We start from the raw sequence: 21,759 nt of genomic DNA, 5'->3' as shown, positions 1-21,759 counted from the left end.
AGTTTCGCCGCTTAGACGCGTCGAACGCCAAAAGGTCAACGTACGGAAGCGTTCCGCTGATTTTCCAGATGATGAATGGCATCGTTCAGGCAAGCGGCCGCCATCCACAACTCCATTTCGTCGAGCGCCTCACGACACTCCTTCAGCTTCGCGACCAACGGCGGGACGGCATTGGCTTCGATGGAGTGTGGCACGGATACTTCCTTCCTTGACGGGCAGTGACGCGGCGCATGGTGGTCCGATACTGCCACGGCAGTCCGGCGTTGCTTTCCCTCTTGTCGCCAGGCGACGCAAGTAGCCCCGCGGCGGCGCGGTCGTTTCGCGAGGCGACCGGATGGGCGACACTGCCTAAAAAAATCAGTTGTCTCACTCACTTATAGCAACGAGGCGATTGCTCCTTGGCGATGTGTGCGGCAGACTGTGGGAAACGAAGCGTTGCTAGCGGAGTAGGAATGGAAACGTTCGAGGCACTTGCCCGGGACTTTGCACGTCAGGTGCGCGAGGTCACGTCCCGGTTCGAGGGGCATGCTTCCCGGTTGGCGGATGCAGCGACGAACCAGGCGACTCATCCCGACAAATTGGCAGAGCTCGCGGCCCGGCTGGCGGAGCAGCGCCGAATCCGCCGGAAGTACCTGCCGTCGGACCTGTTCCACGAGCCCGGCTGGGACATGCTGGTCGCCCTGTACGTCGCGCGGCACCAGTCGCGGACGATGAACGTCAAGGCACTGGTGGGCACGTCGGCCGCACCGACCACGACGTCGCAACGCTGGATCGAACATCTCGACCGGCTGGGCCTGATCGTCCGCGTCACCGATCCGCTTGACCGACGTCGCATCGAGGTGTCGCTCAGCGAAGCCGGGGCGACGGCAATGACGCAGTATCTGCAGACGATCGCGAAGGCATAGACGCGACCGCCTGCCGGCGGCGGCCAGTCGGGGTGCAACCCATCGTTTCCAAAATGGCTATATCGCTGCGACCCGCTGAGGCGCGACCGCGTATACTCGGACAACTCCTACACCTACTGAGCGCCATTCCGGTTTCGTAAGAAACGATTAGCAGTTCGGGCCAATATGCCTGGCCCGTGAACGAAACGGGGCGGCGCGCGACTTGGCGCGCGAACACCATCTTCTACCCGAATGCGAGGACAGTCGCGACACGCGGCTGGCTTTTGGTTACGGGTCTTGCGCTGGCGCTGCTGCCGGCGCCGTCGGCGCGCGCGCAGACTGCGGCGGGCACGTCGATCCGCAACACCGCCTCGGCGAGCTTCCGGGTCGGCGACGGCGAGACGACCGCCCGATCGAACGAGAATGTGCTGGTGGTCGCCGAGCGGCTCGACGTCGCGCTGGCGTTCGAAGGCGCACCGCCCCCTGCCCCGGCGGCCAACCAGACGGCCGCCGTGCCGGTACTCCTCACCAACGGCGGCAACGGCGGGGAATCCTTCCTCCTCGACGCCTCCGTCCCGACCGCGAATGCCGCCACGGTGCAGGCGATCGCGGTCGATCGCGACGCGGACGGACGCTACGACCCGCTGGTCGATAGCCCGCTCGACGGCGCGCGAACCCCGGCGCTTCCCCCCGGCGCCGGGGTTCGCCTCTTCGTGCTGCTGACCGGCACCGATGCCGCACCGGCCGAGCTGGCGCTGACCGTCACCGCGCGCGCCGCGACCGGCTCCGGCGCTGCCGGGACGGTTTTCGCAGGCGGCGGCGACGGCGGCGGCGACGCGGTCACCGGCACCACCGGCGCGGCCGCCACCATCCAGGCCGCGCTCGTCGCAGAGCCCGCCGACCTGCCGACTCTGGTGAAGACCCAGACGGTCGCCGGACCGGACGGCGGCACCACACCCCAGCCCGATGCGGTCGTCACCTACACCCTCGCTGCCCGCTTCCCCGCGGCGACGACGGCCGCCCGCATCGACGATCCGCTGCCCGAGGGCACCCGCTACGTCGCCGGCAGCCTTCGCCTCGACGGCGCAGCACTGTCGGACGCCGCGGACGGCGACGCCGGCAGCGCCGACGGGACCGCCATCCGCGTGCTGCTGGGCGACGTGCCCGCGAGCGCTCTGCGCACCGTCCAGTTCCAAGTCACCCTGCAATGAGGCTCGCTTCGATGATCACCCGCTTCCTGATCGCCGCCGCCGCGGCTGCCCTTGCGATGCCCGCCGTCGCGGCCGGCCCGCTGGCGCTCGATACCCAGGTGTTGAGCGCGCAGCGCGCCGCCGCGGCCGACGGGACGACGCGCATCACGCTCGTCAAGCCGAGCCGGATCGTCCCCGGCGACGCGGTGGTTTTCGTGCTGCGCTATCGCAACACCGGCAGCCAGCCGCTTGCCGACGTGGTGCTCGCGAACCCGCTGCCCGCGTCGCTGGCCTATCGCGGGCCGCAGCAGAACTCTCCCGCCCCCGAACTGTCGGTCGACGGGAAGACCTATGGGGCGCTCGCCGCGCTGCGCGTGAAGACCGCCGAGGGCGGCACGCGTCCGGCGACCGCCGACGATGTCACCAGCGTCCGCTGGCGCCTGCCGAGCCCGATCACGGCCGGTTCGACGGGTGAGTTCGCGTTCCAGGCCGTCGTTCGCTGATCCCTTCCGTTGGAGTTCCTGAAATGATTGCCTCTCGTTTGCGACCGATCCTGCTCGGTGGCGCGGCGCTGGTCGCCTTTGCCGGCACCGCCCACGCGCAGGACCTGAACGCGCGCGGAACCGCCGCGGGCACCACCATCACCAACACCGCGCAGGCCAGCTACACCGTCAACGGCACCGCGCAGACCGTCAGCTCGAACGCGGTGACGTTCAAGATCGACCGCAAGGTCGACTTCACCATCGAGCGGGTTGAGGACGCCACCATCCAGGTCAACCTGGAGCAGAAGAACGTGGCCGCCGCTTTCCGTGTCACGAACCTGACCAACGGCATCCAGGACTTCAACCTCGATCCGGACCAGCAGAACCTGTCGCTCGGCGTCCTGCCGGGCACTGACGATTTCGACGTCGATCAACTGCGCGTCTTCGTCGATGGCAACGGCAACGGTACCTACGAGGCGGACGAGGATACGGAGACCTACATCGATCAGCTCGCCCCCAACGGGCAGGCGATCGTCTTCGTCGTCGGCGACGTACCGAACGAACCCAACGCCAATCTCGCCTTCGTCTCGCTGCACGCGATCGTCGCCGACGGGACCACCGCGGGTTCGGAGGGTACCCGGCTGCTTCCGACCGATCTCAACATCATCAACCAGGACGACGAGGTCGACGTGGTCTTCGCCGACAACGACTCCGACGGCGTCGCGCTGGGCGACATCGCCCGCAACGGCGAGGGTCGCGCCTATGCCGCGTTCGAGATCGGCGTCCGTGCGGTGAACCTCAGCGTGGTCAAGTCGTCGCGGGTCGTCTCCGACGGGGTGAACGTGCTCAATCCGAAGGCGCTGCCCGGTGCGGTGGTGGAATATTGCCTGACGGTCGCCAACGCCACGCTGTTGACCCCGGCGACCAACGTCACCTTGACCGACGTCATCCCCGACAACACCACCTATGTCCCCGGATCGATCCGGGTCGGTGGCATCGGCGCGGCCGGCGCGTGCCTGGTCGACGGCATCGCCGAGGACGACGACGCGAACGATACCGGCGAACTCGATCCGTATCGCGGCTCGTTCGATGCCGACAACAACCGCGTGACGGCGGTGATCCCGACGCTGTTGGGCGGCACGTCGCTGGCGGCGTCGTTCCAAGTCACCGTCAAGTAACCTTCCCTCACAGCATCAGGAACCCGTGCTTCCGGCGCCCCACCGCGTCGGAGAGCGACCCGTCATGCCCAGCCTCCGGCCCCTTGCGCGGCTTTGCGCCCTTCTGTTCGTCCTGTGCTGCGGCTTCGCCGTCGCGGCACAGGCGCAGACGACACGCGTCTCGAACACCGCGACGCTGACGTTCGGGACCGGAAGCGGGGAACGCACGATCCAGTCGAACACGGTTGCGCTCGACGTGAGCCGGGTGAAGGTGCCGACGCGCTTGAGCTTCCGGATTCCACCGGTCGGCTACGACGTGTCGGGAGTCTCCTGTCAGACATCGCCGACGCTCGTCGGAATGTCGGTTCCGATCAGTGCGGACACCCTGGCGCGATCGCCGCCGATGGCGGTGCTCGACATCCGCCAGCCGGTGATCATGGTGCTGGAGGATACCAGCAGCAACAAGGACCACGGCGCGCGCGACGCGGTGCTGATCGACGTCGATACGCCGAGCGTGCACGAGCAGGTCCGGCTGATGGAGACCGGCCCCGACACCAACGTCTTCGCGGGTGGCTTTCCCCCGCAGCTCGAAGGGCCGCGGGTGGACCCGTGCGAGATCCGGCTGCTGCGCAACGAGCATCTGCATCTCAGCATTGCCGAGGACGCCGACAGCTACGCCTCGTCCGCCGACATGCTGGTCGACCCGTCCGGCTATATCTTCGACTCCACGACTGGCGCGCTGCTCGACGGTGCCGAGATCACCCTGCTCGACGCGAGCGGACAGCCGGCGGCGGTGTACGGCGACGACGGGATCAGCCGCTATCCCTCCACCATCATCTCGGGCCAGGACGTCACCGACTCGAGCGGGCGCGTCTACGACGCCCAGCCCGGTCGCTACCGCTTCCCGCTGACCGCCCCAGGACAATATTCGTTCCGCATCACCCCGCCCGCGGGCTACACCGCGCCCAGCACCGTCGATCGCGACAGCCTGATGAAGCTGCGCGACCTGCGCGGCCGCGCCTTCGTCATCAACGAGGCGAGCTATCTCCAGACCTTCACCGTCACGGCCGACGCGGACTTCCTTGCCGACGTGCCACTCGACCGACCGAGCGACGTGTCGCTGCTGCTCACCAAGGTCGCCTCGGTCCGCGACGCGTCCCCGGGCGACTTCATCCAGTATCGCCTGCGGCTGACCAACCGCGGGACCCAGCCGGCGATCGGCGTCGAGGTGCACGATATCCTGCCCGTCGGCCTCCGCTACGAACGCGGCTCGACCCGCGGCGGCGACGAGCCCGCGATCGACGGCAGCAGCCGCTCGCTCACCTTCGCGCTTCCCGCGATCGCCGGGGGGGCGTCGGCCGATCTCACCTATGTCGTCTCCGTCACGCCGGGTGCGCCGACCGGAGAGGCGTTGAACCGGGCGACCGCATCCGGTCGCGGCGCCCCGGTCAGCAACGAGGCCGCCGCCTCCGTGCGGATCAAGTCGCTGCTGTTCACCGACGCGATGACGATCGTCGGCCGGGTGACCGAGGGCGCGTGCGGCGATCCGCTGTCGAAGCGCAAGGGCATTCCCGGCATCCGCCTGCTGCTGGAGGACGGGACCTTCGTCGTCACCGACCGCGACGGCCTCTACCACATCGAGGGTGTGCGCCCCGGCCGGCATGTCCTCCAGCTGGATCGCGCGAGCGTTCCGGCCACTCACGCGCCGGTCGCCTGCGACACCGACACCCGCCAGGCCGGCAGCGCGATCTCGCGCTTCGTCGAGGGGAGCGGCGGTCTGCTCAAGCGCGTCGATTTCCAGCTGCGCCCGACCGGCGCCGCCAAGCAGGCGCAGGCGCCGCTGCCGATCGCCGTCGTCGACGATGCCACCGCCTCGGGAGACCGCGACTGGCTGGCCGGGCAGACGCCGGGGATCGACTGGCTGTTCCCGCAGGTCGACCACAACCCGCGCGCGCCGGCCGTCCGCGTGGTGGTCAAGCATCTGCCCGGCCAGAAGGTCGCGCTGACGATCAACGGCCAGCGCAGCGAGCCGCTGGCGTTCGACGGCAGCGATGCCGACCGCCGCCACGGCGTCGCGATCTCGCGCTGGAGCGGCATCCCGTTGGTGCCCGGCGACAACCAGCTGGTCGCGCGCGTGCTCGATGCCGACGGCAAGGAAGCCAGGCGGCTCGAGCGCGTCGTCCACCTCGCCGGCGCCGCCCGCCGTGCCGAGTTCGATGCCGCCAAGAGCCGGCTGGTCGCCGACGGGCTGACCCAGCCGCTGATCGCGGTCCGCGTCACCGACAAGGACGGCAGGCCCGCGCGTGCCGGCACGCTGGTGCCATTCGCAGTCGAGCAGCCCTATGTCGCGGCTGTCGAGGCGGACCTTCAGCAGGCGCGCCAGCTCGCCGGACGCGAGCGCGCCAAGGTGGTGGGTCGCGTCGTCGGCGACGAGGGGATCGCGTTCCTGGCGCTCCAGCCGACCACCCAGGCCGGTGCCGTCAAGCTGACGGTGACGCTCACCGAGGACAAGACCATCCAGACGTCGCAGATCCGCGCCTGGCTCGCCGCCTCGCAAAAGGACTGGACGGTGGTCGGCTTCGGCGCGGGGACGCTCGGCTACGACACGCTGCGCCGTCACGGCACCGCCCTGCCCCGCGGCGAGCGCAACCAGCTCGTCACCGACGGGCAGCTCGCGGTCTATGCCAAGGGCCGGATCAAGGGTTCGTGGCTGCTGACCCTCGCCTATGACAGCGACCGCCGGTACGATCCGGACCGCGGGCTGCTCAGCGTGATCGACCCGAACCGCTATTACACGGTCTACGGCGACGGCAGCGCGCAGGCGTATGACGCGCCGACCAGCCGCAAGCTGTACCTCCGGCTCGAACGCCGCGAGTTCTACGCCCTGTTCGGCGATTTCGAGAGCGGGTTCACCGAGACGCAGCTGACCCGCTACAACCGGACGCTCAACGGCGTGAAGGCGGCGTACGAGGGCGAGCGGCTGCGCGCGACCGGCTTCGCGGCCTACAGCGACACGCTCTATGCCCGCGACGAGATCCAGGGGAACGGCCTGTCCGGCCCCTACCGCCTGTCGGGACGCAACATCGTCCCCAACAGCGACAAGCTGACGATCGAGGTGCGCGACCGCTTCCGATCCGAGAAGATCGTCTCGTCGCAAGCGATGACGCGGCACATCGACTATGACATCGACGTCGACAGCGGCACGCTACGCTTCCGCTCGCCGGTGCTCAGCCGCGACGCCGCGCTCAATCCGATCTTCATCGTCGTCGACTATGAGGTCGAGGGCGGCCACAACGACAAGCTGTCGGCGGCGGCGCGTGTCGCGACCCACTTCGCCGATAAGCGCGTCGAGGTCGGCGCCAGCGCGATCCATGACGAGACCGTCGGCGCCGCGACCATCCTGGGCGTCGACATCAAGGCGCACGCCGGCCGCCGTACCGAGATCCGCGCCGAGGCGGCGACCGGCGGCCGCGGTGGGCTGGGCGACGGGCAGGCGTTCCTGGCCGAGGTGGAGCACCACGGCGGCGGGCTGGACCTGCTCGGCTACGCACGCCAGCAGGACCAGAGCTTCGGGGTGGGCCAGCAGAACCTGGTCGAGGCGGGCACGCGCAAGCTTGGCCTCGACGGACGGCTCCGGCTCAGCGAGCGGCTGTCGCTCACCGCGACCGGCTGGCACCAGACTCAGCTGGAGACCCCCGGCAGCCGCATCGCCGGAGAGGCGCGGCTGGAATATCGCCGCGACACCGGCACGGTGTTCGTCGGCGGGCAGTTCGCCGCCGACCGCGGCATCGACGGTCGCGACCGGGATTCGCGCCTGCTCACCGTCGGCGGCAGCCAGGCGTTGTTCGACGACAAGCTGGTGCTGACCGGCCAGACCCAGTTCGCGCCCGGCGGCGACAAGGGCAGCACCGACTTCCCCGTCCGCCACCAGCTCACCGCCGCCTATCGCCTGACCAAGGACGTCCGGCTGCTCGGCGGCTACGAGATCGCCGACGGCGACACCTATACCGCGCAGACCGCGCGGCTGGGCTTCGATCTCGCCCCCTGGACGGGCGCCAAGCTGATGAGCACCCTCAACCAGCAGGCGGTGGGCGAGAACGGCCAGCGCACCTTCGCGCAATACGGCCTCAGCCAGTCGCTGCCGGTCGGCAAGCGCTGGACGCTCGACGGCACGCTCGACGCGAGCAGCACGCTGCGCGGGAAGATCGACCCGGGGGCGCGGATCACGCCGTTCCAGACGACCGCGGGCGGAAGCGCCGTAGGGTCGGCGGGGCGGGACGATCCCAACGGCAGCTATGTCGCCGCGACGCTTGCGGCGACCTATCGGGCCGAGCGCTGGTCGTGGAACGGGCGGCTGGAATATCGCGACGGCGAGGCGAACGACCGCTGGGGCGTGACCAGCAACCTGCTGCGCACGCTGGGCGAAGGACGCACGCTGGCGTCGAGCGTGAAGGCCTATCTGCTGCGCGATCGCAGCGGCGCGGTCGCCGCTTCGGCCTCCGCCGATCTCGCACTGGCGCTGCGGCCGCTCGACAGCCCCTGGTCGCTGCTGGAGCGGCTGGTGCTGCGCCACGACCGCGCCGACGCCGGGTTCGACGACACCAACGTAATCGGCGTGCCGGCCTATGGCGGCGGCGATCAGACCACCAGCCGGATCCTCAACAACCTCGCGCTCAACTATCGCAGCGGTGCCGAGGGCGGCGGCCATGGTTTCGAAGGCACGCTCTACTATGGCGCCAAATACGTCCGCGGCCGTTTCGCCGACGACGTGTACGACGGCTTCATCGACGTCGTCGGGTTCGAACTGCGCCAGGACCTGAGCGCGCGTGTCGACCTGGGGCTGCAGGGATCGGTGCAGCACGCGTGGGAGCGCAAGGTGGTGGCGTTCAGCGCCGGTCCCACGGTCGGCGTGTCGCCGGCGGACAATCTGTGGCTGACCGTCGGTTACAACGTCACCGGCTATCGCGACCCGGATTTCGAGGCGGACCGCTACACCCGCTCCGGCCCGTTCGTGACGCTGCGGATGAAGTTCGACCGCGACACGATCGCCGGCGCCGGCCGCGCCCTGCTCGGCCGACGCGGCTGAGCGTCGCCCCCTGTCTAGCGGGCGGGCGGAAGCCCGCGCAGGGCACGTGCCCGCGCGACGTCATGGTCGACCACCGCAGCGGCGAAGCGCCGGAACAGGCGTTGCGCCTGCCGCCACGAGCCGCCGGACACGTCGCTGCGGTCGCGTGCCCGCATCAGGCCGCTGCCCCAGTCGGCGGCGATGCGCTGCAACTCCTCGTCGCGATCGTGCGGCGCGGCGTCGATCACCAACGACGAGAACGGCATCGCGATCCGCGGCGCGGCGAAGCGCGCGCGCAGGTCGGCGCGCGCGTCGGCGGGTGCGATCAGCAGCGCGCCGGCGACGCGCCTGGCATAGTCGCTGGGCGACAGCTTCGCCCACCATCCGACCGCGAAGCAGCTCAGCCCGCTCGCGATCAGCAGCACCGACCGGTCGGAGCCGGTCACCGCCGCATCGAGCTTCGCCGCCAGCCGCGCCCGGTCGGAACGCGTGGCCGAGCCGCCGGTCAGGTGCCGCGCCCCTTCCGCAGGCCAGCCGAGCTTGCGCCATGCGGGGGCTTCGTCCTGCGGATCGGACAGCGTAATGACGGACAGATCGTCGCGCCATGCCGCCAGGCTGGTCATAGGCCCTCTCCCTTGCTTGCCACGAAGCTGCGTGGCGGCGCCGCGTCGGATCGACGCGCGCCGCGGATCATCTCCTCGATCCAGCGGATCAGGATGCGGTTGTAGCGCTGCCGGCACTCGGGCGCGCGCATCGCGTGATCGGCACCGTGCACCACGCGGTAGCTCAGCGAATTGGCATGGCGGAACGCGCCCACGAACGAGGCGATCGCGGGGTGCGGGACATGCTCGTCGAACTCGGACTCGACGAGCAGCACGTCGCCCCGGAACTGTTCGCAGGCGGTGAGCGCGCGATCACCCGTGGGCCCTCGGAAATGGCTGCGGTAGGCGAACACCTCCGCCTTATCGAGCTTGGCCTTGGGGACGTCCCAATGCGCGTCCGGATAGAGCGCCGGCACGCGCAGCGCGAGCCAACTGACCGGCCTGAGCGTCGTCAGCAGCGTCGAGAGATAGCCGCCGTAGCTGGTCCCCACCACCATGATCGCCGACGGATCGACCGACTCCTGTCCGGCGAGGAAGTCATAGGCGGCGAGCACGTCCTCCAGCCCGTCCTCGCGGGTGACCTGGTCGCGCTGCGGCTCCGTCTTCGCATGCCCGCGCAGGTTGAAGGTGAAGCACAGACAGCCGAGCTGCGCGATCTCCTCGGCGCGGGCGAGGTCCTGCTCCTGCGAGCCGCCCCAGCCGTGGACGAACAGCACGCCCGGGACGAGCTTGTCGGGCCGCAGCAGCGTGCCGTCGAGGGGGCGGCCTTCGGCCGGCAGGGTCACACTTCCGTCGCTCATCGCACCAGCATCGCATATTTCGTCATCGCGCCAACCACCGGATCGACGCCGTGGAAGATCGCCTCCGCATCGGCGGGCACGTCGACGAGCGCATGGCGCTCTACCGTGGCACAGCGCACCGAACGCAGCTTCGGCTCCGAACGAAACGCGCGGAAGGCCAGCAGTTCCGCCGGGCTGGCGCCGCCGGCCCGCCACGACTGTTCCAGAACGCCCATCCGCCGGCTGCCACCGGCACCTTGCCCGACGAGAACGTCGTAGTTGCGCCGCGACGCGAGGATGCCTGGATAGGCAGCCGACACCGCATCGTCGAAGCCGATCGCCAGCCGTACTGCCTCGACCACATCGGTGGGCAGGTCCTCGGCAAGCAGCGCGTCGGGGTCGCCCCGCACCGCATGAAGCTCCGACCCGCCGTAGACCGCGTCGCCCTGCGGCCGCCGCGTCTCCTGCTGCGTGCCCCAATAGGCGATCGTCTCGCCGCCGATCCGGCTCCAGCCGACCGAATAGGTCACGGGATCGAGCAGATTCTCCTCGATCACCAGTCCTTCTCGTACGACCGTCGCGGGGTCCTGCTCGGCGAGCAACTGCGCGAGCGTCGCACGATCGGAGGCGGCAACTTGGCCGACGCCGGCGCTCGCCCCGACCTGCTTCAGCCGCACCGGCCCGTTGGCGAGCAGCGCCTCGCCGGCGGCGCGCGCATCGTCGAGCGAGAAGGCGGTGAAGCCATCCAGCACCCAGCGGCCGATCTCCGTCTCGCGCGACCATCCCTCTGGCGCGCAGGCAGTCGAAGAGACGAGCGGGTGCGACACGGCCTTGGTCGCGACGAAATCGTACGGGACGGCGCCGCCGAAGAAATCCCGCTCGGAGACGATGCCGAAGGCGTCGGCTTCGGCCGCCGAGAGCGTCCCGACCGGCAGCCAATAGGCGCCCGCCGGCGCCGATGCGGGCAGATCTTCGATCAGCCGTCCGCCGAGCAGCGCCGCGATCTGACGTCCGACGAAGCGCAACGAGGCACGATCATGGACGTTTCCCGCCGTGTCGGCGCGAAGCAGAACGTCGCGCGCCGCCGTCATGCAGTACGCCCGGCCGCGGCTTCGCCCGACCAGCGCCGTGCCTCGCGCGCCACCAGGCTGCGAGTATCGCCACGCGGCGCCGCGTCGAACCCCGCCAGCAGCACCCGGTCGAGGAGTTCCTGCCCCTCACGCCACGCGCCGAGCCCGCTGTCGGCGTTGAGATGCCCGCGGGCACCCGCATCGACGAAATGGCTACCCCAATCGGCCGCGAGGCTGCGTGCCCGGTCGTGGCGCATCCACGGGTCGTCGGTCGAGGCGACCACCAGCGAGGGAAACGGCAGCCGCAGCCGCGGCATGGGCGCGAAGCCCTTGATCTCGGCAGGCGCGTCGCTGCGGTCGACATCGGCAGGCGCGACGAGCAATGCCCCGATCACCGGCCCGTCCGGCAGCTGCGGCGACAGCGCCGCCCACCAGGCGACGGCGACGCAGCCCAGGCTGTGGGCGACGAGCACCACCGGCGCCTGCGCCCGGCGGATCGCCTGGTCGAGTTTCGTGACCCAGCTGTTGCGGTGCGGAGTGTGCCACATGCAGAGATCGACGCGGGTCGTGTCCGGGCGGGTCTGCTCCCACAGCGTCTGCCAGTGCGCCGGCCCGGAGCCGTTGAGGCCGGGCACGGTAAGCACCGTCGGGACCATCGCGTCGTTCGAAGAGGAACTTGCCATCACGCTTCTCCTTCCCCCGAGAAACCTTCGACTATCACGCCTCCCCAGCGGACTTGAACATAATCCTACTATCTCGCTCGGCAATTACGCTGCGTCCGGACGGGGCAGCGGTGCGGCCAGTGAAACGGCGCCTCAGGCGGCGACTGCGCCGGCAGGCACCTCGCCGTCTGCGCCGCCGCTGCGGTAGCGGGCGAGATCGAGCAGCCCGGCCCGCTTGGCGACGATCGTCGGCACCAGCGCCTGTCCCGCGACGTTGACGGCGGTACGACCCATGTCGAGGATCGGGTCGATCGCGAGCAGTAGCCCGACGCCGTCGAGCGGCAGGCCCAGCGTCGACAGCGTCAGCGTCAGCATGACGGTCGCGCCGGTCATCCCCGCCGTCGCCGCCGATCCCAGCACCGATACGAACACGATCAGCACATAGTCGGAGAAGTGCAGCGGCACGCCGAAGAACTGCGCCACGAAGATCGCCGAGATCGCCGGATAGATCGCCGCGCAGCCGTCCATCTTGGTGGTGGCGGCGAGCGGCACCGCGAACGAGGTGTAGGCGCGCGGCACCCCCAGCGCCTGCTCGGTGACTTCCTCGGTCAGCGGCAGCGTCCCCACAGACGAGCGCGACACGAAGCCGAGCTGGATCGCCGGCCACGCCGAGGCGAAGAAGCGCAACGGGCTCAGCCCGTGCGCCGCCAGCAGCAGCGGGTAGACCACCAGCAGCACCAGCGCGAGCCCGAGGTAAATCGCCCCAGCAAAGGCGCCGAGGCTCGACAGCGTGGTCCAGCCGTAGCGGACCGCCGCATCGCCGATCAGCGCGGCGGTGCCGATCGGCGTCAGCGCGATCACCCAACGCAGCAGCCGGCGGAAGATCTGCAGCGCGGAGGCGTTGAACGCCAGGAACGGCTCGCCCGCAGCGCCGATCCGGACCGCAGCGGCACCGACGGCGATGGCCGCGACAATGATCTGCAGCACGTTGAACGACAATGTCGTCGACAGCCGCGCGTCGGCCTGGCTGGTGCTGGCGGTGAGGCCGAGGAAGTTGGCCGGGATCAGCCCTTTGAGGAAATCCGCCCAGCTTCCGGTCGTGGTCGGCAGCGCCGCGGCGGCGCGATCGACGCCGGCGTGCAGCCCCGGCTGGATCACGACACCGAGCACGATGCCGATCGAGACCGCGATGAGGGCGGTGATCGCGAACCAGGCGAGCGTGTCCGCCACCAGCCGCGCGGCGTTGCGCAGCTCGCGCAAAGCCGCGATCGACCCGACGATCGCGGTGAACACCAGCGGCGGCACCAGCGCCTTGAGCAGCTGGACGAAGCTCTGTCCGATCGTGTGGAGCGCCTGCGCCAGCCAGTTGGCCTCGCCGCCCGGAAGCGTGCGTGCGACCAGCCCGAGCAGCACCCCGACGATCATGCCGACCAGAACCTGCACGCCGAACGAAGGCCAGCGGCGAACCCCGCCGCGTGTCGATGTCTCTACCATCGCGCCGATCTGGGGCGCGGCACGGCCGTCCCCAACATAGCTTTTCTCTAGGCCTGCCAAGTTGAAGCCGGGTCGGGATTGCGCCCTCCGGCACGCGGCCGCCCCCGTGGGGTGGACATTCGCCGCCGGAGCCGTTCCAATGCCGCCGCCTCCGGTCGCCCCCGCGGCGGCCCCCTCCCCGGGAGAAATGCTCGTGCGCCGGTCCCTGCTTCTTGCCGCCTCCGCCCTGATGCTGATGGGGCAGACCGCACCCGCACCTACCGAGCAGCCGGCCCCCTCCCCCTCGGATCCGGCGGCCGAGGTCAACCCGTTCATCGGCACCACCAACGGCGGCAACGTCTATCCGGGCGCCACCATGCCGTTCGGGATGGTCGCGTTCAGCCCCGAGCAGACGGCACTCCCGGGCAAGCGCTTCCCGATCGCCGCGCCGGGCGGCTACGAATGGCGCGCCAATGGCGTCCGCGGGTTCAGCCTCACCCACATCTCCGGCACCGGCTGCACCGGCGCGAGCGGCGACATCCCGATTATGCCGGTGACGGTGCCCGTCGAGACCTCCCCCGCCTCGGTCGACGCCGGCATGCTCTATTCGAGCATCCTCTCGCACGATCGCGAGCGGGCGAGCCCCGGCGCCTATTCGGTCACGCTCGACAACGGCGTCGCCGTCGACCTGGGCGCAAGCGACCGCACCGCGGTCGGGCGCTTCGCGTTCCCCGCAGGCAAGCCCGCCAACCTGCTGTTCCGCACGTCGGATAGCGAGGTCGGCAGCACCGCGTCCGATATCCGCATCGACCCGGCGAGCCGCACCGTCAGCGGATCGGTGACCAGCGGCAATTTCTGCGGATACCTCGCCGAGGATCGGCGCGAGAGCTATTACACGCTCCACTTCGTCGCCGTGTTCGACCAGCCCTTTGAGACCGGCGGGACCTGGCGCGACGAGGCGGTGCAGAAGGGCGCCGCCACCGGCTCCGGCGGCACCGGCTACGGCACCCGCGGCCACCCCGCCGCCGGCAAGGGCGCGGGCGGCTGGATCGCCTTCGATCCCGAACGCAGCCCCACCGTGAACGTTCGCGTCGGCATCTCCTACGTCGACGAGGCCGGCGCGCGCGCCAATCTGCAGCGCGAGAGCCCGGCAGGGACCACGCTGGAGGCGACGCAGGCGGCGACCCGCGCGGCGTGGAACCGCACGCTCGGCCAGGTGCGCATCACCGGCGGCAGCCCCGACGACCGCACCGTCTTCTACACCGCGCTCTATCACTCGCTGCTCGAACCCAACCTCTACAGCGACGCCGACGGGCGCTACCGCGGCTTCGACGGCGACGTGCATGCGCTGTCAAAGGGCCAGCAGGCGCAATATGCCAACTACTCCGGCTGGGACGTCTATCGCTCGCAGCTCCAGCTGGTCACGCTGCTCGATCCGCAGCGCGGGTCGGACATCGCCCAGTCGCTGCTCAACCAGGCCGACCAGAACGGCGGGGTCTGGGATCGCTGGACCCACCTGACCGGCGCGACCGGGGTGATGAACGGCGATCCCTCGCCGCCGTCGCTTGCCGCGATCCATGCGTTCGGCGGGCGATCGTTCGATCTCCAGCGCGCCTATGCGTCGCTCAAGCGCGCTGCGACCGTGCCGACAGCCAAGGATCTCAGTCGCACCGGCTGTCCGGTGCTGTGCGTCGGCCAGCGCCCCGGCCTCGATGCCTGGATGAAGCACCAGTATATGCCGGTCGGCGCGCCCGGCTGGGGCACGGCGGCGGACACGCTGGAGCTGGTCGCGGCCGACTTCGGACTTTCGGAGCTCGCCACCGCCGCGGGCGATCGCGCTGGTGCAAGGCTCTTCCGCCAGCGCTCGGGCTGGTGGCGCAACCTGTTCAATCCCAAGGCGACGCCGGAGGGGGGCTATATCCAGCCGCGCAACGCCGACGGCAGCTGGCCGACGTTCGATCCCGCCTCGTTCGACGAGTTCGTCGAGGGCAGCGGCGCGCAATATCTGTGGATGGTGCCGTTCGACCCGGCGGGGCTGATCCGGGCCCTCGGCGGACGCGATGCGGCGACCCGCCGCCTCGACGCCTTCTTCCAGACGCCGGACGGCGCATGGGCGGTGACCAAATCGGGACCGCTCCACGCCGAACTCGACAACGAGCCGTCGATCGCTACGCCCTGGCTCTACAATTTCGTGGGTCAGCCGTGGAAGACGCAGGCAGCGGTGCGCGCGGCGATGCGACAGATCTGGACCAACCGCCCCGACGGCATCTCGGGCAACGACGATCTGGGGCAGATGTCGTCCTGGTACGTATGGTCGGCACTCGGCGTATATCCGGTCTATCCAGGCCGCGCCGAGCTGGTGGTCGGCAGCCCGCTGTTCCCCGCCGCGACCATCACGCGGCCGGACGGCACCCGCATCGAAATCCGCGGGCAAAGCGCCGCGCCCGACGCACCCTATGTGCAGTCGCTGCGGGTCGACGGGCGTGCCAGCGACCGCAGTTGGCTGCCGGCCGACTTCGTCGCGAAGGGCGGTTCACTCGACTTCACGCTCGGCACGACACCCGATCGCGACTGGGGCAGCCGCACCGTCCCGCCGTCGTTCGGACCCAAGCGGTGAGCCGGGAAGGAAAAGCACCAGCTATTTCCAGTTCTTAATCTTTTCGCCCTAGCCTCGGTCCTCTGGCCGAGGTGAACGCGTGAGAAAAGCGAAGATCATTGCCGACGAAGCCGCGCGGTTGGCGGCGGTTGCCGAATACCGCCTGCGCGACAGCGAGGCCGATGCCGAACTGCAGGACCTCGCCCAGCTCGCGGCGCGGCGGTTCGACGTGCCGATTGCGCTGATCACGCTCGTCCGCGAGGGGGATCAGCTGTTCCTCGCGAAAACGGGCGTAGAGCAGCAGGGCACCAGCCGGGACATTTCCTTCTGCTCGCACGCGCTGGCGAGCGACGACCTGCTGATCGTTCCCGATGCGGCGCTCGACCCGCGCTTCGTCGACAATCCGCTCGTGACCGGCGAACTCGGCCTGCGCTTCTATGCCGGCGTTCCGCTGCGCTCCGTAGGGGGGCATGTGCTGGGAACGCTGTGCATCCTCGATCGGCAGCCGCACTCCGGCGTGTCGGCGCGCGACCGCCAGACGTTGCGCGCGCTCGGCGCCCAGGCGGTCCGCCGGCTGGAATACCTCCGCCTGGCGCGCGCGCGTGACGAAGGGGCCGACCAGTTCCGCAAGATCGCGGAGGATGCGCCGGATGCGGCGGTCTGTGCCGATGCGGCGGGTCGGATCACCTTCTGGAACGCAGCCGCAGCGCAGCTGCTCGGCGTCGATGGCGAGGAAGCACTCGGCAGCCGGCTCGCCGACTTCATCCCGCTGCTCGCGCAGTCGTCCGAAGGACCGGCCGGCGGCATGGGCGTTCCCGCGCTGGTGTCGCTCGACGCGCCGGTCGAGGTCGACGCGCGGCGCGCCGACGGCAGCGCCCTGCCCGTCGAACTGACGCTGTCGGCGGCGTCGGGCCCCCGCGGCTCCGGCTGGATCGCGATCCTGCGCGATCTCTCCGCACGCCTGCGGGTCGACCAGCTTGCCTTCGACGCCGCCAACCGCGACGGCCTCACCGGCCTGCCCAACCGTACCGTGCTCCTGGAGCGCATCGCCGAGCACATCGCCCGCCGCGAGCAGATCCACCTGCTGCGTGTCGGGCTGAGCGGCTTCGACCCGATCGCCGACGCCTCCGCCGGCCAGACCCGCGACGCCATGCTCAACGAGGTGGCACAGCGGCTGGTCGAGAGCGTGAGCAGCGGCGACACCGTGACCCGGCTCGGCAACGACGAATTCGCAATCCTGCGACCGGCCGAAGCCGGCGAGTCCCGCTCCGCCGCATTGATCGTGGCGGACCGCGTGATCGCCTCGCTGGTCGTGCCGGTCGAGGTCGACAAGCAGCGCTTCCCGCTGGGCGCGCAGGTCGGCATCGCCTGCTACCCCAAGCATGCCTCCAGCCCGGACGAGTTGATGGCCGCGGCCGGGGTCGCGCTTCGCCAGGCCCAGCGCGACGGCCGCCGCACCCGTCGCCTCTATGGCGAACAGCTGCAGCATGAGGCGATCAACGATCGCGACGGGGAGGAAGAGCTCGCCCAGGCGCTGGCGCGCGGCGAGTTCGAGCTGTTCTACCAGCCGCAGGTGGATCTCGCCGACGGCCGGATGATCGGTGCCGAAGCGCTGATCCGCTGGAACCATCCCCATCGCGGCCTGCTCGCGCCGGCGGAGTTCCTCGACCGGATCGAGCACGGCCCGTTCGCAGCCGAGGTCGGAACCTGGGTGCTGGAGACCGCCTGTTCGCAGGCGGTGGCATGGCGCGAGCGCGCGCCCGAGTTCCGGATGAGCGTCAATCTGTTCGAGGCGCAGTTTCGTCGGCAGGATCTGGCCACCCAGGTCCGCGCCATCCTCGATCGTACCGGCCTTGCCCCCGCCGGTCTGGAACTGGAGGTGACCGAGAAGGTGATGCTTCGCCACGATTCCGCGACGCTCGAATCGCTGCTCTCGCTGCACGCGCAGGGCATCGGCGTCGCCTTCGACGATTTCGGCACCGGCTATGCGTCGCTGAGCATGCTCAAGAGCTATCCGCTTACCCGGCTCAAGGTCGATCGCAGCTTCGTCCAGGACATCGCCGCCGACGACACCGACGCGCTGATCGTCACGGCCGTGGCGACGCTCGGCGGCGGCCTCGGCCTCGACGTGCTCGCGGAAGGCATCGAGGAACCGGCGCAGGCCGACCTGCTGCGCGCCAGCGGCTGCCGAAGCGGTCAGGGCTATCTGTTCGGCCGTCCGATGCCGGCGCGCGATTTCGAAGCCTGGATGATCGCAGCCTCCATGCCACTGGTGGAGGGGCTGCGCGCATGAAGCTCTTCGCCTTTCTGAGCGCGCGGATCTACGCGCTGATGGCGCTGCTGGGGCTCGCAGCGCTGCTGCTCGGCGGCCTGCTGCTGCAGAGCAGCTACCGATACCGCGAGGCGTTCACCTGGGTCGGCCATTCGCAGGAAGTCATCATCAGCCTGGACATGCTCCAGGCGAACCTGGGCGAGGCGGAGTCGGGTCTGCGCGGCTATCTGATGACCGACGACCCGAGCTATCTGACGCGCTTCGACGGCAACATCGGGCGCGCGGAGGCGCTGCGCGATCAGATCGTCGTGCTGGTCTCCGACAACCCGCTCCAGCTCCAGCGCGCGAAGGTCCTGCGGGAGAAGGCGGCGATCAAGGCGTCCGTGATGAGCACCGCCGTGCAGCGCGGTCGCCAGGTCGGCGCGACGCGAGCGATCGATCCCGAGGCCCGGACAAAGGCGCGGCGCTTGATGGAGGAGATCGCCGAGCTCAGCACCGACATGCGCGAGGAGGAGCGCCGGCTGTTCCACGGGCGTACCGAGGCGGCCAATGCCAGCTACACCCTGTTGCGCGGGCTGCTGCTGATCGGCTGCCCGCTGATCGCGCTGCTCATTCTGCTGCTCGCCTTACAGATCCGCAGCGGCATGACCCGGCCGCTTCAGGATCTGCTCGACGCGGTGACCCGCTTCGGCAGCGGCGAGCGGACGGCACGCGCGCCGGTGCGGGGCGGGTTCGAGTTCCGCAACCTCGCCCAGGCCTACAACGTCATGGCGGACCAGCTCGGTTCGGCGATCGACCAGTCGAACCGCGCCGAGGGCAAGCTCGCGCGCGTCAACGCGCAACTGCTCGATCGCGGCCGTGCGCTCGAGGCCAGGCAGCAGTCGATCGAGCTGCTCAGCGGCATGGCCCGCCGGCTGCAGGCGATCCGCGGCGAGGGCGAGCTGACGACCGTGCTCGACTGCTTCCTTCCCAAGGTCCTGCCGGACCTCGCCGGGTCGCTCTACGTGCTCAACCACTCGCGCAACCTGCTCGTCCGGCTGTCGAGCTGGGGCGAGCCCTATGCCGATCCCGAGACCTTCCTGCCCGACCAGTGCTGGGCGCTGCGACGCGGCCAGCCGCACACGGTGGAGCGGCCGGGCGCCGACATCGTCTGCGTCCACGCCGGCGGCGACGTGCCCGTCGAGCGGCGATGCGAGCCGGTGATCGCCGGCGGCGAGGTGCTGGGCCTGATCTACGTCGAGGGTCTCGCCGATCCGGAGAGCAAGTTCCGTCTCGAACTGCTGATGGAGAACGTCGCGCTGGCGCTGGTAAACGAGAATTTGCGCTCGCGGCTTCGCGAGCAGTCGATCCGCGATCCGCTCACCAAGCTGTTCAACCGCCGCTATCTCGAGGAGGCGATGCAGCTGGAGGCCGCCCGCGCACAGCGCAGCGGTGCACCGCTGGCGGTGATCATGGCCGACGTCGATCACTTCAAGCGCTTCAACGACGCGAACGGGCACGAGGCCGGCGATGCGCTGCTGCGTGCCGTGGCCGGGCAGATCCAGACGCACTTCCGCCACGGCGACATCGTCTGCCGCTACGGCGGCGAGGAGTTCACCGTGATCGCACCCGGCGCGTCGCGCGAGCTGATCTCCCGCCGGGTCGACGATCTCAGGCGGACGGTGCGCGAGATGACGATCGACTTCGGCGGGCAACGGCTGGGGCCGGTGACCATGTCGTTCGGCATCGACGTGTGGACGGCGACCGACGGCGACACGCCCGACAATCTGATCGCGGAGGCCGACCGCGCGCTGTTCCGCGCCAAGCGGCTGGGCCGCGACCGCATCGAGCTGGTGCCGCCGTCCCGCAGCGAGGCTGCCGAATAGCGCCAACGCTCCTGCCGCCCGTCGCAAAGCACGGCGCAGCGACATAGGATTGCAGATTCGAAAGCAAAACTACCAATCCCCCGGCGGCGACTAGGATATAGTGACCGCAGGAGGTTGGAGATGCCGCCAGACACCATCAAGAACCGGGACGCTGCACGCGGCCCTGCCCCCCGAGCGGCGCTCAGCGAGGCCGTTCAGCTCCTGAGAACGGAGCGCGAGGCGTGGCGCAGCCGACAGCCCGCGAACGCCACCGCCTCCAGCTTTCCCTCTCGATCCGCGCTGGAGCAGGTGTTCGGACTGCTGTCGGCCGCGCTTTATCCGCGGCGCCTCGGACAGTTCCGCGGGTCGGCGGCCGAGGAGGACGGCTTCGTCGCCGCCAAGCTGATCGCGGCGTTCGGCGCCCTCGAACGCGAGATCGAACACGAGCTGCGCTATTGGGAGGCGGAGGCCGAAACGGGCTTCGACGCCGACCAGGCGCCGACCATCGTCCAGCTGTTCGCGACCACGCTGGGCAAGATCCGTCGACTGGTCGACAGCGATGTCGACGCCGCCTTCCTGGGCGACCCCGCGGCGCGCAGCCCCGACGAGATCCTGATCTGCTATCCCGGTGCGATCGCCAGCCTTCACCACCGCATCGCCCACGAACTCTACCAGCTCGGCGCCCCGATCGTCGCGCGCATCCTCTCGGAGCTCGCCAACGAGCGGACCGGCATCGACATCCATCCGGGCGCGACGATCGGCGAGGGCTTCTTCGTCGATCACGGCACCGGCGTGGTCATCGGCGAGACCGCGATCATCGGCGACCGCGTCCGCCTCTACCAGCACGTCACCCTGGGCGCGCGCAGCCCGCTCGGCGCGACGCCGCAGGGGCCGCGGCACCGCTACGACCGCCATCCGATCGTCGAGGACGACGTCGTGATTTATGCCGGAGCGACCATCCTGGGCCGCGTGACGATCGGCGCGCGCTCGACCATCGGCGGCAACGTTTGGCTGCTGTCCGACGTGCCGCCCGACAGCGTCGTCGTCCAGCCAGAGGCGCGCCGGCTCGATCATGCCGGCGGCGAAGCGCTGCTCGAGCGATTGGAGTATCCCGCATAATCAAAGCGGAGAAAGGTGATCGGCCTCTGGACGCAATGACGTCGCCGAACGTCAGGCGCAAACGGCTGCGTGCAGCTTCGTCGCGCCGCTTACGCGTCGTCGGAGGCTGCGTCAGACCGCCGCAGCCGTCGCTACCGCAACCGTCTTCGCCCGCTCGATGCCGCCCTCGCGCAACACGTCCGTCTGCAGCGACAGCCAGTTGCACACCGCGCCGGCGGCATCGTGGATCGGCACCACGACCCAGCCCAGCACATACTCCTGCCGCCGCTTGTCGTAGTTCATGATCTCGCCTTCGAAACAGCCGCTCGCGTCGAGGTCGCGGCGAAGCCGGTCCAGCTCGTCGCGGTCGGTGTCGAAGCCTTGCAGCAGCCTGGGGCTCTGCCCGAGCAGTTCGGCCCGCGAATAGCCGCACAACCGCTCGAGCGCGGCGTTGACGTAGACGATCCCGGGTCCGGGCGCCGCGAGCGCCGCCTCCGTGATCAGCAGCGCATCGTCGCAGTCGTCGAACGTCTCCAGCCCCTCGCCTGCCTCAATCCGGCGAGCGTAGGCCAAAGCGCGCTGCAT

General features: G+C 69.9%; 16 protein-coding genes. 9 read left to right on the top strand and 7 right to left on the bottom strand.

Going from position 1 to position 21,759, the window contains the following annotated elements; translation table 11 throughout:
• Positions 1–35: 35 nt before the first annotated feature.
• Entirely contained in the window at positions 36–194 is a 159-nt protein-coding gene (locus ACBY01_RS00365) for a hypothetical protein (protein WP_416458756.1), read from the bottom strand.
• Positions 195–452: 258 nt separating this feature from the next.
• On the opposite strand from ACBY01_RS00365, the gene ACBY01_RS00360 reads away from it, so the two are divergent.
• From ACBY01_RS00360 to ACBY01_RS00340, 5 genes are all read left to right on the top strand, one after another.
• Entirely contained in the window at positions 453–905 is a 453-nt protein-coding gene (locus ACBY01_RS00360; RefSeq protein ID WP_416458755.1) for a winged helix DNA-binding protein, read from the top strand.
• Positions 906–1,168: 263 nt separating this feature from the next.
• A complete protein-coding gene (locus tag ACBY01_RS00355; protein WP_416458754.1) occupies positions 1,169–2,095 on the top strand; it encodes a hypothetical protein in 927 nt (308 codons plus the stop codon).
• An 11-nt stretch (positions 2,096–2,106) separates the two neighbouring features.
• On the top strand, positions 2,107–2,577 hold the full coding sequence (locus tag ACBY01_RS00350) for a hypothetical protein (protein WP_416458753.1): 471 nt from the start codon (positions 2,107–2,109) through the stop codon (positions 2,575–2,577).
• A 23-nt stretch (positions 2,578–2,600) separates the two neighbouring features.
• Positions 2,601–3,734 (top strand): DUF11 domain-containing protein, encoded by a 1,134-nt coding sequence (locus ACBY01_RS00345; protein ID WP_416458752.1) that lies wholly within the window; start codon positions 2,601–2,603, stop codon positions 3,732–3,734.
• Between the two features lie 64 nt (positions 3,735–3,798).
• The gene (locus ACBY01_RS00340; RefSeq protein WP_416458751.1) at positions 3,799–8,799 is read left to right on the top strand and encodes a DUF11 domain-containing protein; all 5,001 of its coding nucleotides are present in this window, start codon (positions 3,799–3,801) and stop codon (positions 8,797–8,799) included.
• Positions 8,800–8,813: 14 nt separating this feature from the next.
• Here the strand turns inward: ACBY01_RS00340 and ACBY01_RS00335 are convergent, their stop codons facing one another.
• From ACBY01_RS00335 to ACBY01_RS00315, 5 genes are all read right to left on the bottom strand, one after another.
• Complete coding sequence (locus ACBY01_RS00335; protein WP_416458750.1) at positions 8,814–9,401, bottom strand: alpha/beta hydrolase; 588 nt, start codon at positions 9,399–9,401, stop codon at positions 8,814–8,816.
• Complete coding sequence (locus ACBY01_RS00330; RefSeq protein WP_416458749.1) at positions 9,398–10,180, bottom strand: alpha/beta hydrolase family protein; 783 nt, start codon at positions 10,178–10,180, stop codon at positions 9,398–9,400. Before ACBY01_RS00330 ends, ACBY01_RS00335 begins: the two co-directional genes overlap by 4 nt.
• Positions 10,177–11,250 (bottom strand): DUF3182 family protein, encoded by a 1,074-nt coding sequence (locus ACBY01_RS00325; RefSeq protein ID WP_416458748.1) that lies wholly within the window; start codon positions 11,248–11,250, stop codon positions 10,177–10,179. Before ACBY01_RS00325 ends, ACBY01_RS00330 begins: the two co-directional genes overlap by 4 nt.
• Entirely contained in the window at positions 11,247–11,912 is a 666-nt protein-coding gene (locus ACBY01_RS00320) for an RBBP9/YdeN family alpha/beta hydrolase (protein WP_416458747.1), read from the bottom strand. The genes ACBY01_RS00325 and ACBY01_RS00320 overlap by 4 nt, the downstream gene beginning before the upstream one ends.
• A 132-nt stretch (positions 11,913–12,044) precedes the next feature.
• Complete coding sequence (locus ACBY01_RS00315; protein ID WP_416458746.1) at positions 12,045–13,385, bottom strand: dicarboxylate/amino acid:cation symporter; 1,341 nt, start codon at positions 13,383–13,385, stop codon at positions 12,045–12,047.
• A 193-nt stretch (positions 13,386–13,578) separates the two neighbouring features.
• Here ACBY01_RS00315 and ACBY01_RS00310 point away from each other — a divergent pair, with 193 nt between their 5' ends.
• From ACBY01_RS00310 to epsC, 4 genes are all read left to right on the top strand, one after another.
• Positions 13,579–15,981 carry a GH92 family glycosyl hydrolase gene (locus ACBY01_RS00310; protein WP_416458745.1) on the top strand — a complete coding sequence of 801 codons (2,403 nt, stop codon included), beginning with the start codon at positions 13,579–13,581 and terminating at the stop codon, positions 15,979–15,981.
• A 79-nt stretch (positions 15,982–16,060) separates the two neighbouring features.
• Positions 16,061–18,253: a putative bifunctional diguanylate cyclase/phosphodiesterase gene (locus ACBY01_RS00305; protein WP_416458744.1), complete on the top strand. Its 2,193-nt coding sequence runs from the start codon at positions 16,061–16,063 to the stop codon at positions 18,251–18,253.
• Positions 18,250–20,097 carry a sensor domain-containing diguanylate cyclase gene (locus ACBY01_RS00300; RefSeq protein WP_416458743.1) on the top strand — a complete coding sequence of 616 codons (1,848 nt, stop codon included), beginning with the start codon at positions 18,250–18,252 and terminating at the stop codon, positions 20,095–20,097. Before ACBY01_RS00305 ends, ACBY01_RS00300 begins: the two co-directional genes overlap by 4 nt.
• 120 nt (positions 20,098–20,217) lie before the next feature.
• A complete protein-coding gene (gene epsC, locus ACBY01_RS00295; RefSeq protein ID WP_416458742.1) occupies positions 20,218–21,195 on the top strand; it encodes a serine O-acetyltransferase EpsC in 978 nt (325 codons plus the stop codon).
• Between the two features lie 111 nt (positions 21,196–21,306).
• Here the strand turns inward: epsC and ACBY01_RS00290 are convergent, their stop codons facing one another.
• Positions 21,307–21,759 carry a PAS domain-containing protein gene (locus tag ACBY01_RS00290; RefSeq protein ID WP_416458741.1) on the bottom strand — a complete coding sequence of 151 codons (453 nt, stop codon included), beginning with the start codon at positions 21,757–21,759 and terminating at the stop codon, positions 21,307–21,309.

It is taken from the genome of Sphingomonas mangrovi (assembly GCF_047975845.1).
In the GTDB taxonomy this organism is placed as follows: Bacteria; Pseudomonadota; Alphaproteobacteria; order Sphingomonadales; family Sphingomonadaceae; genus Sphingomonas.
This window is presented reverse-complemented; position numbering and strand designations above follow the sequence as displayed.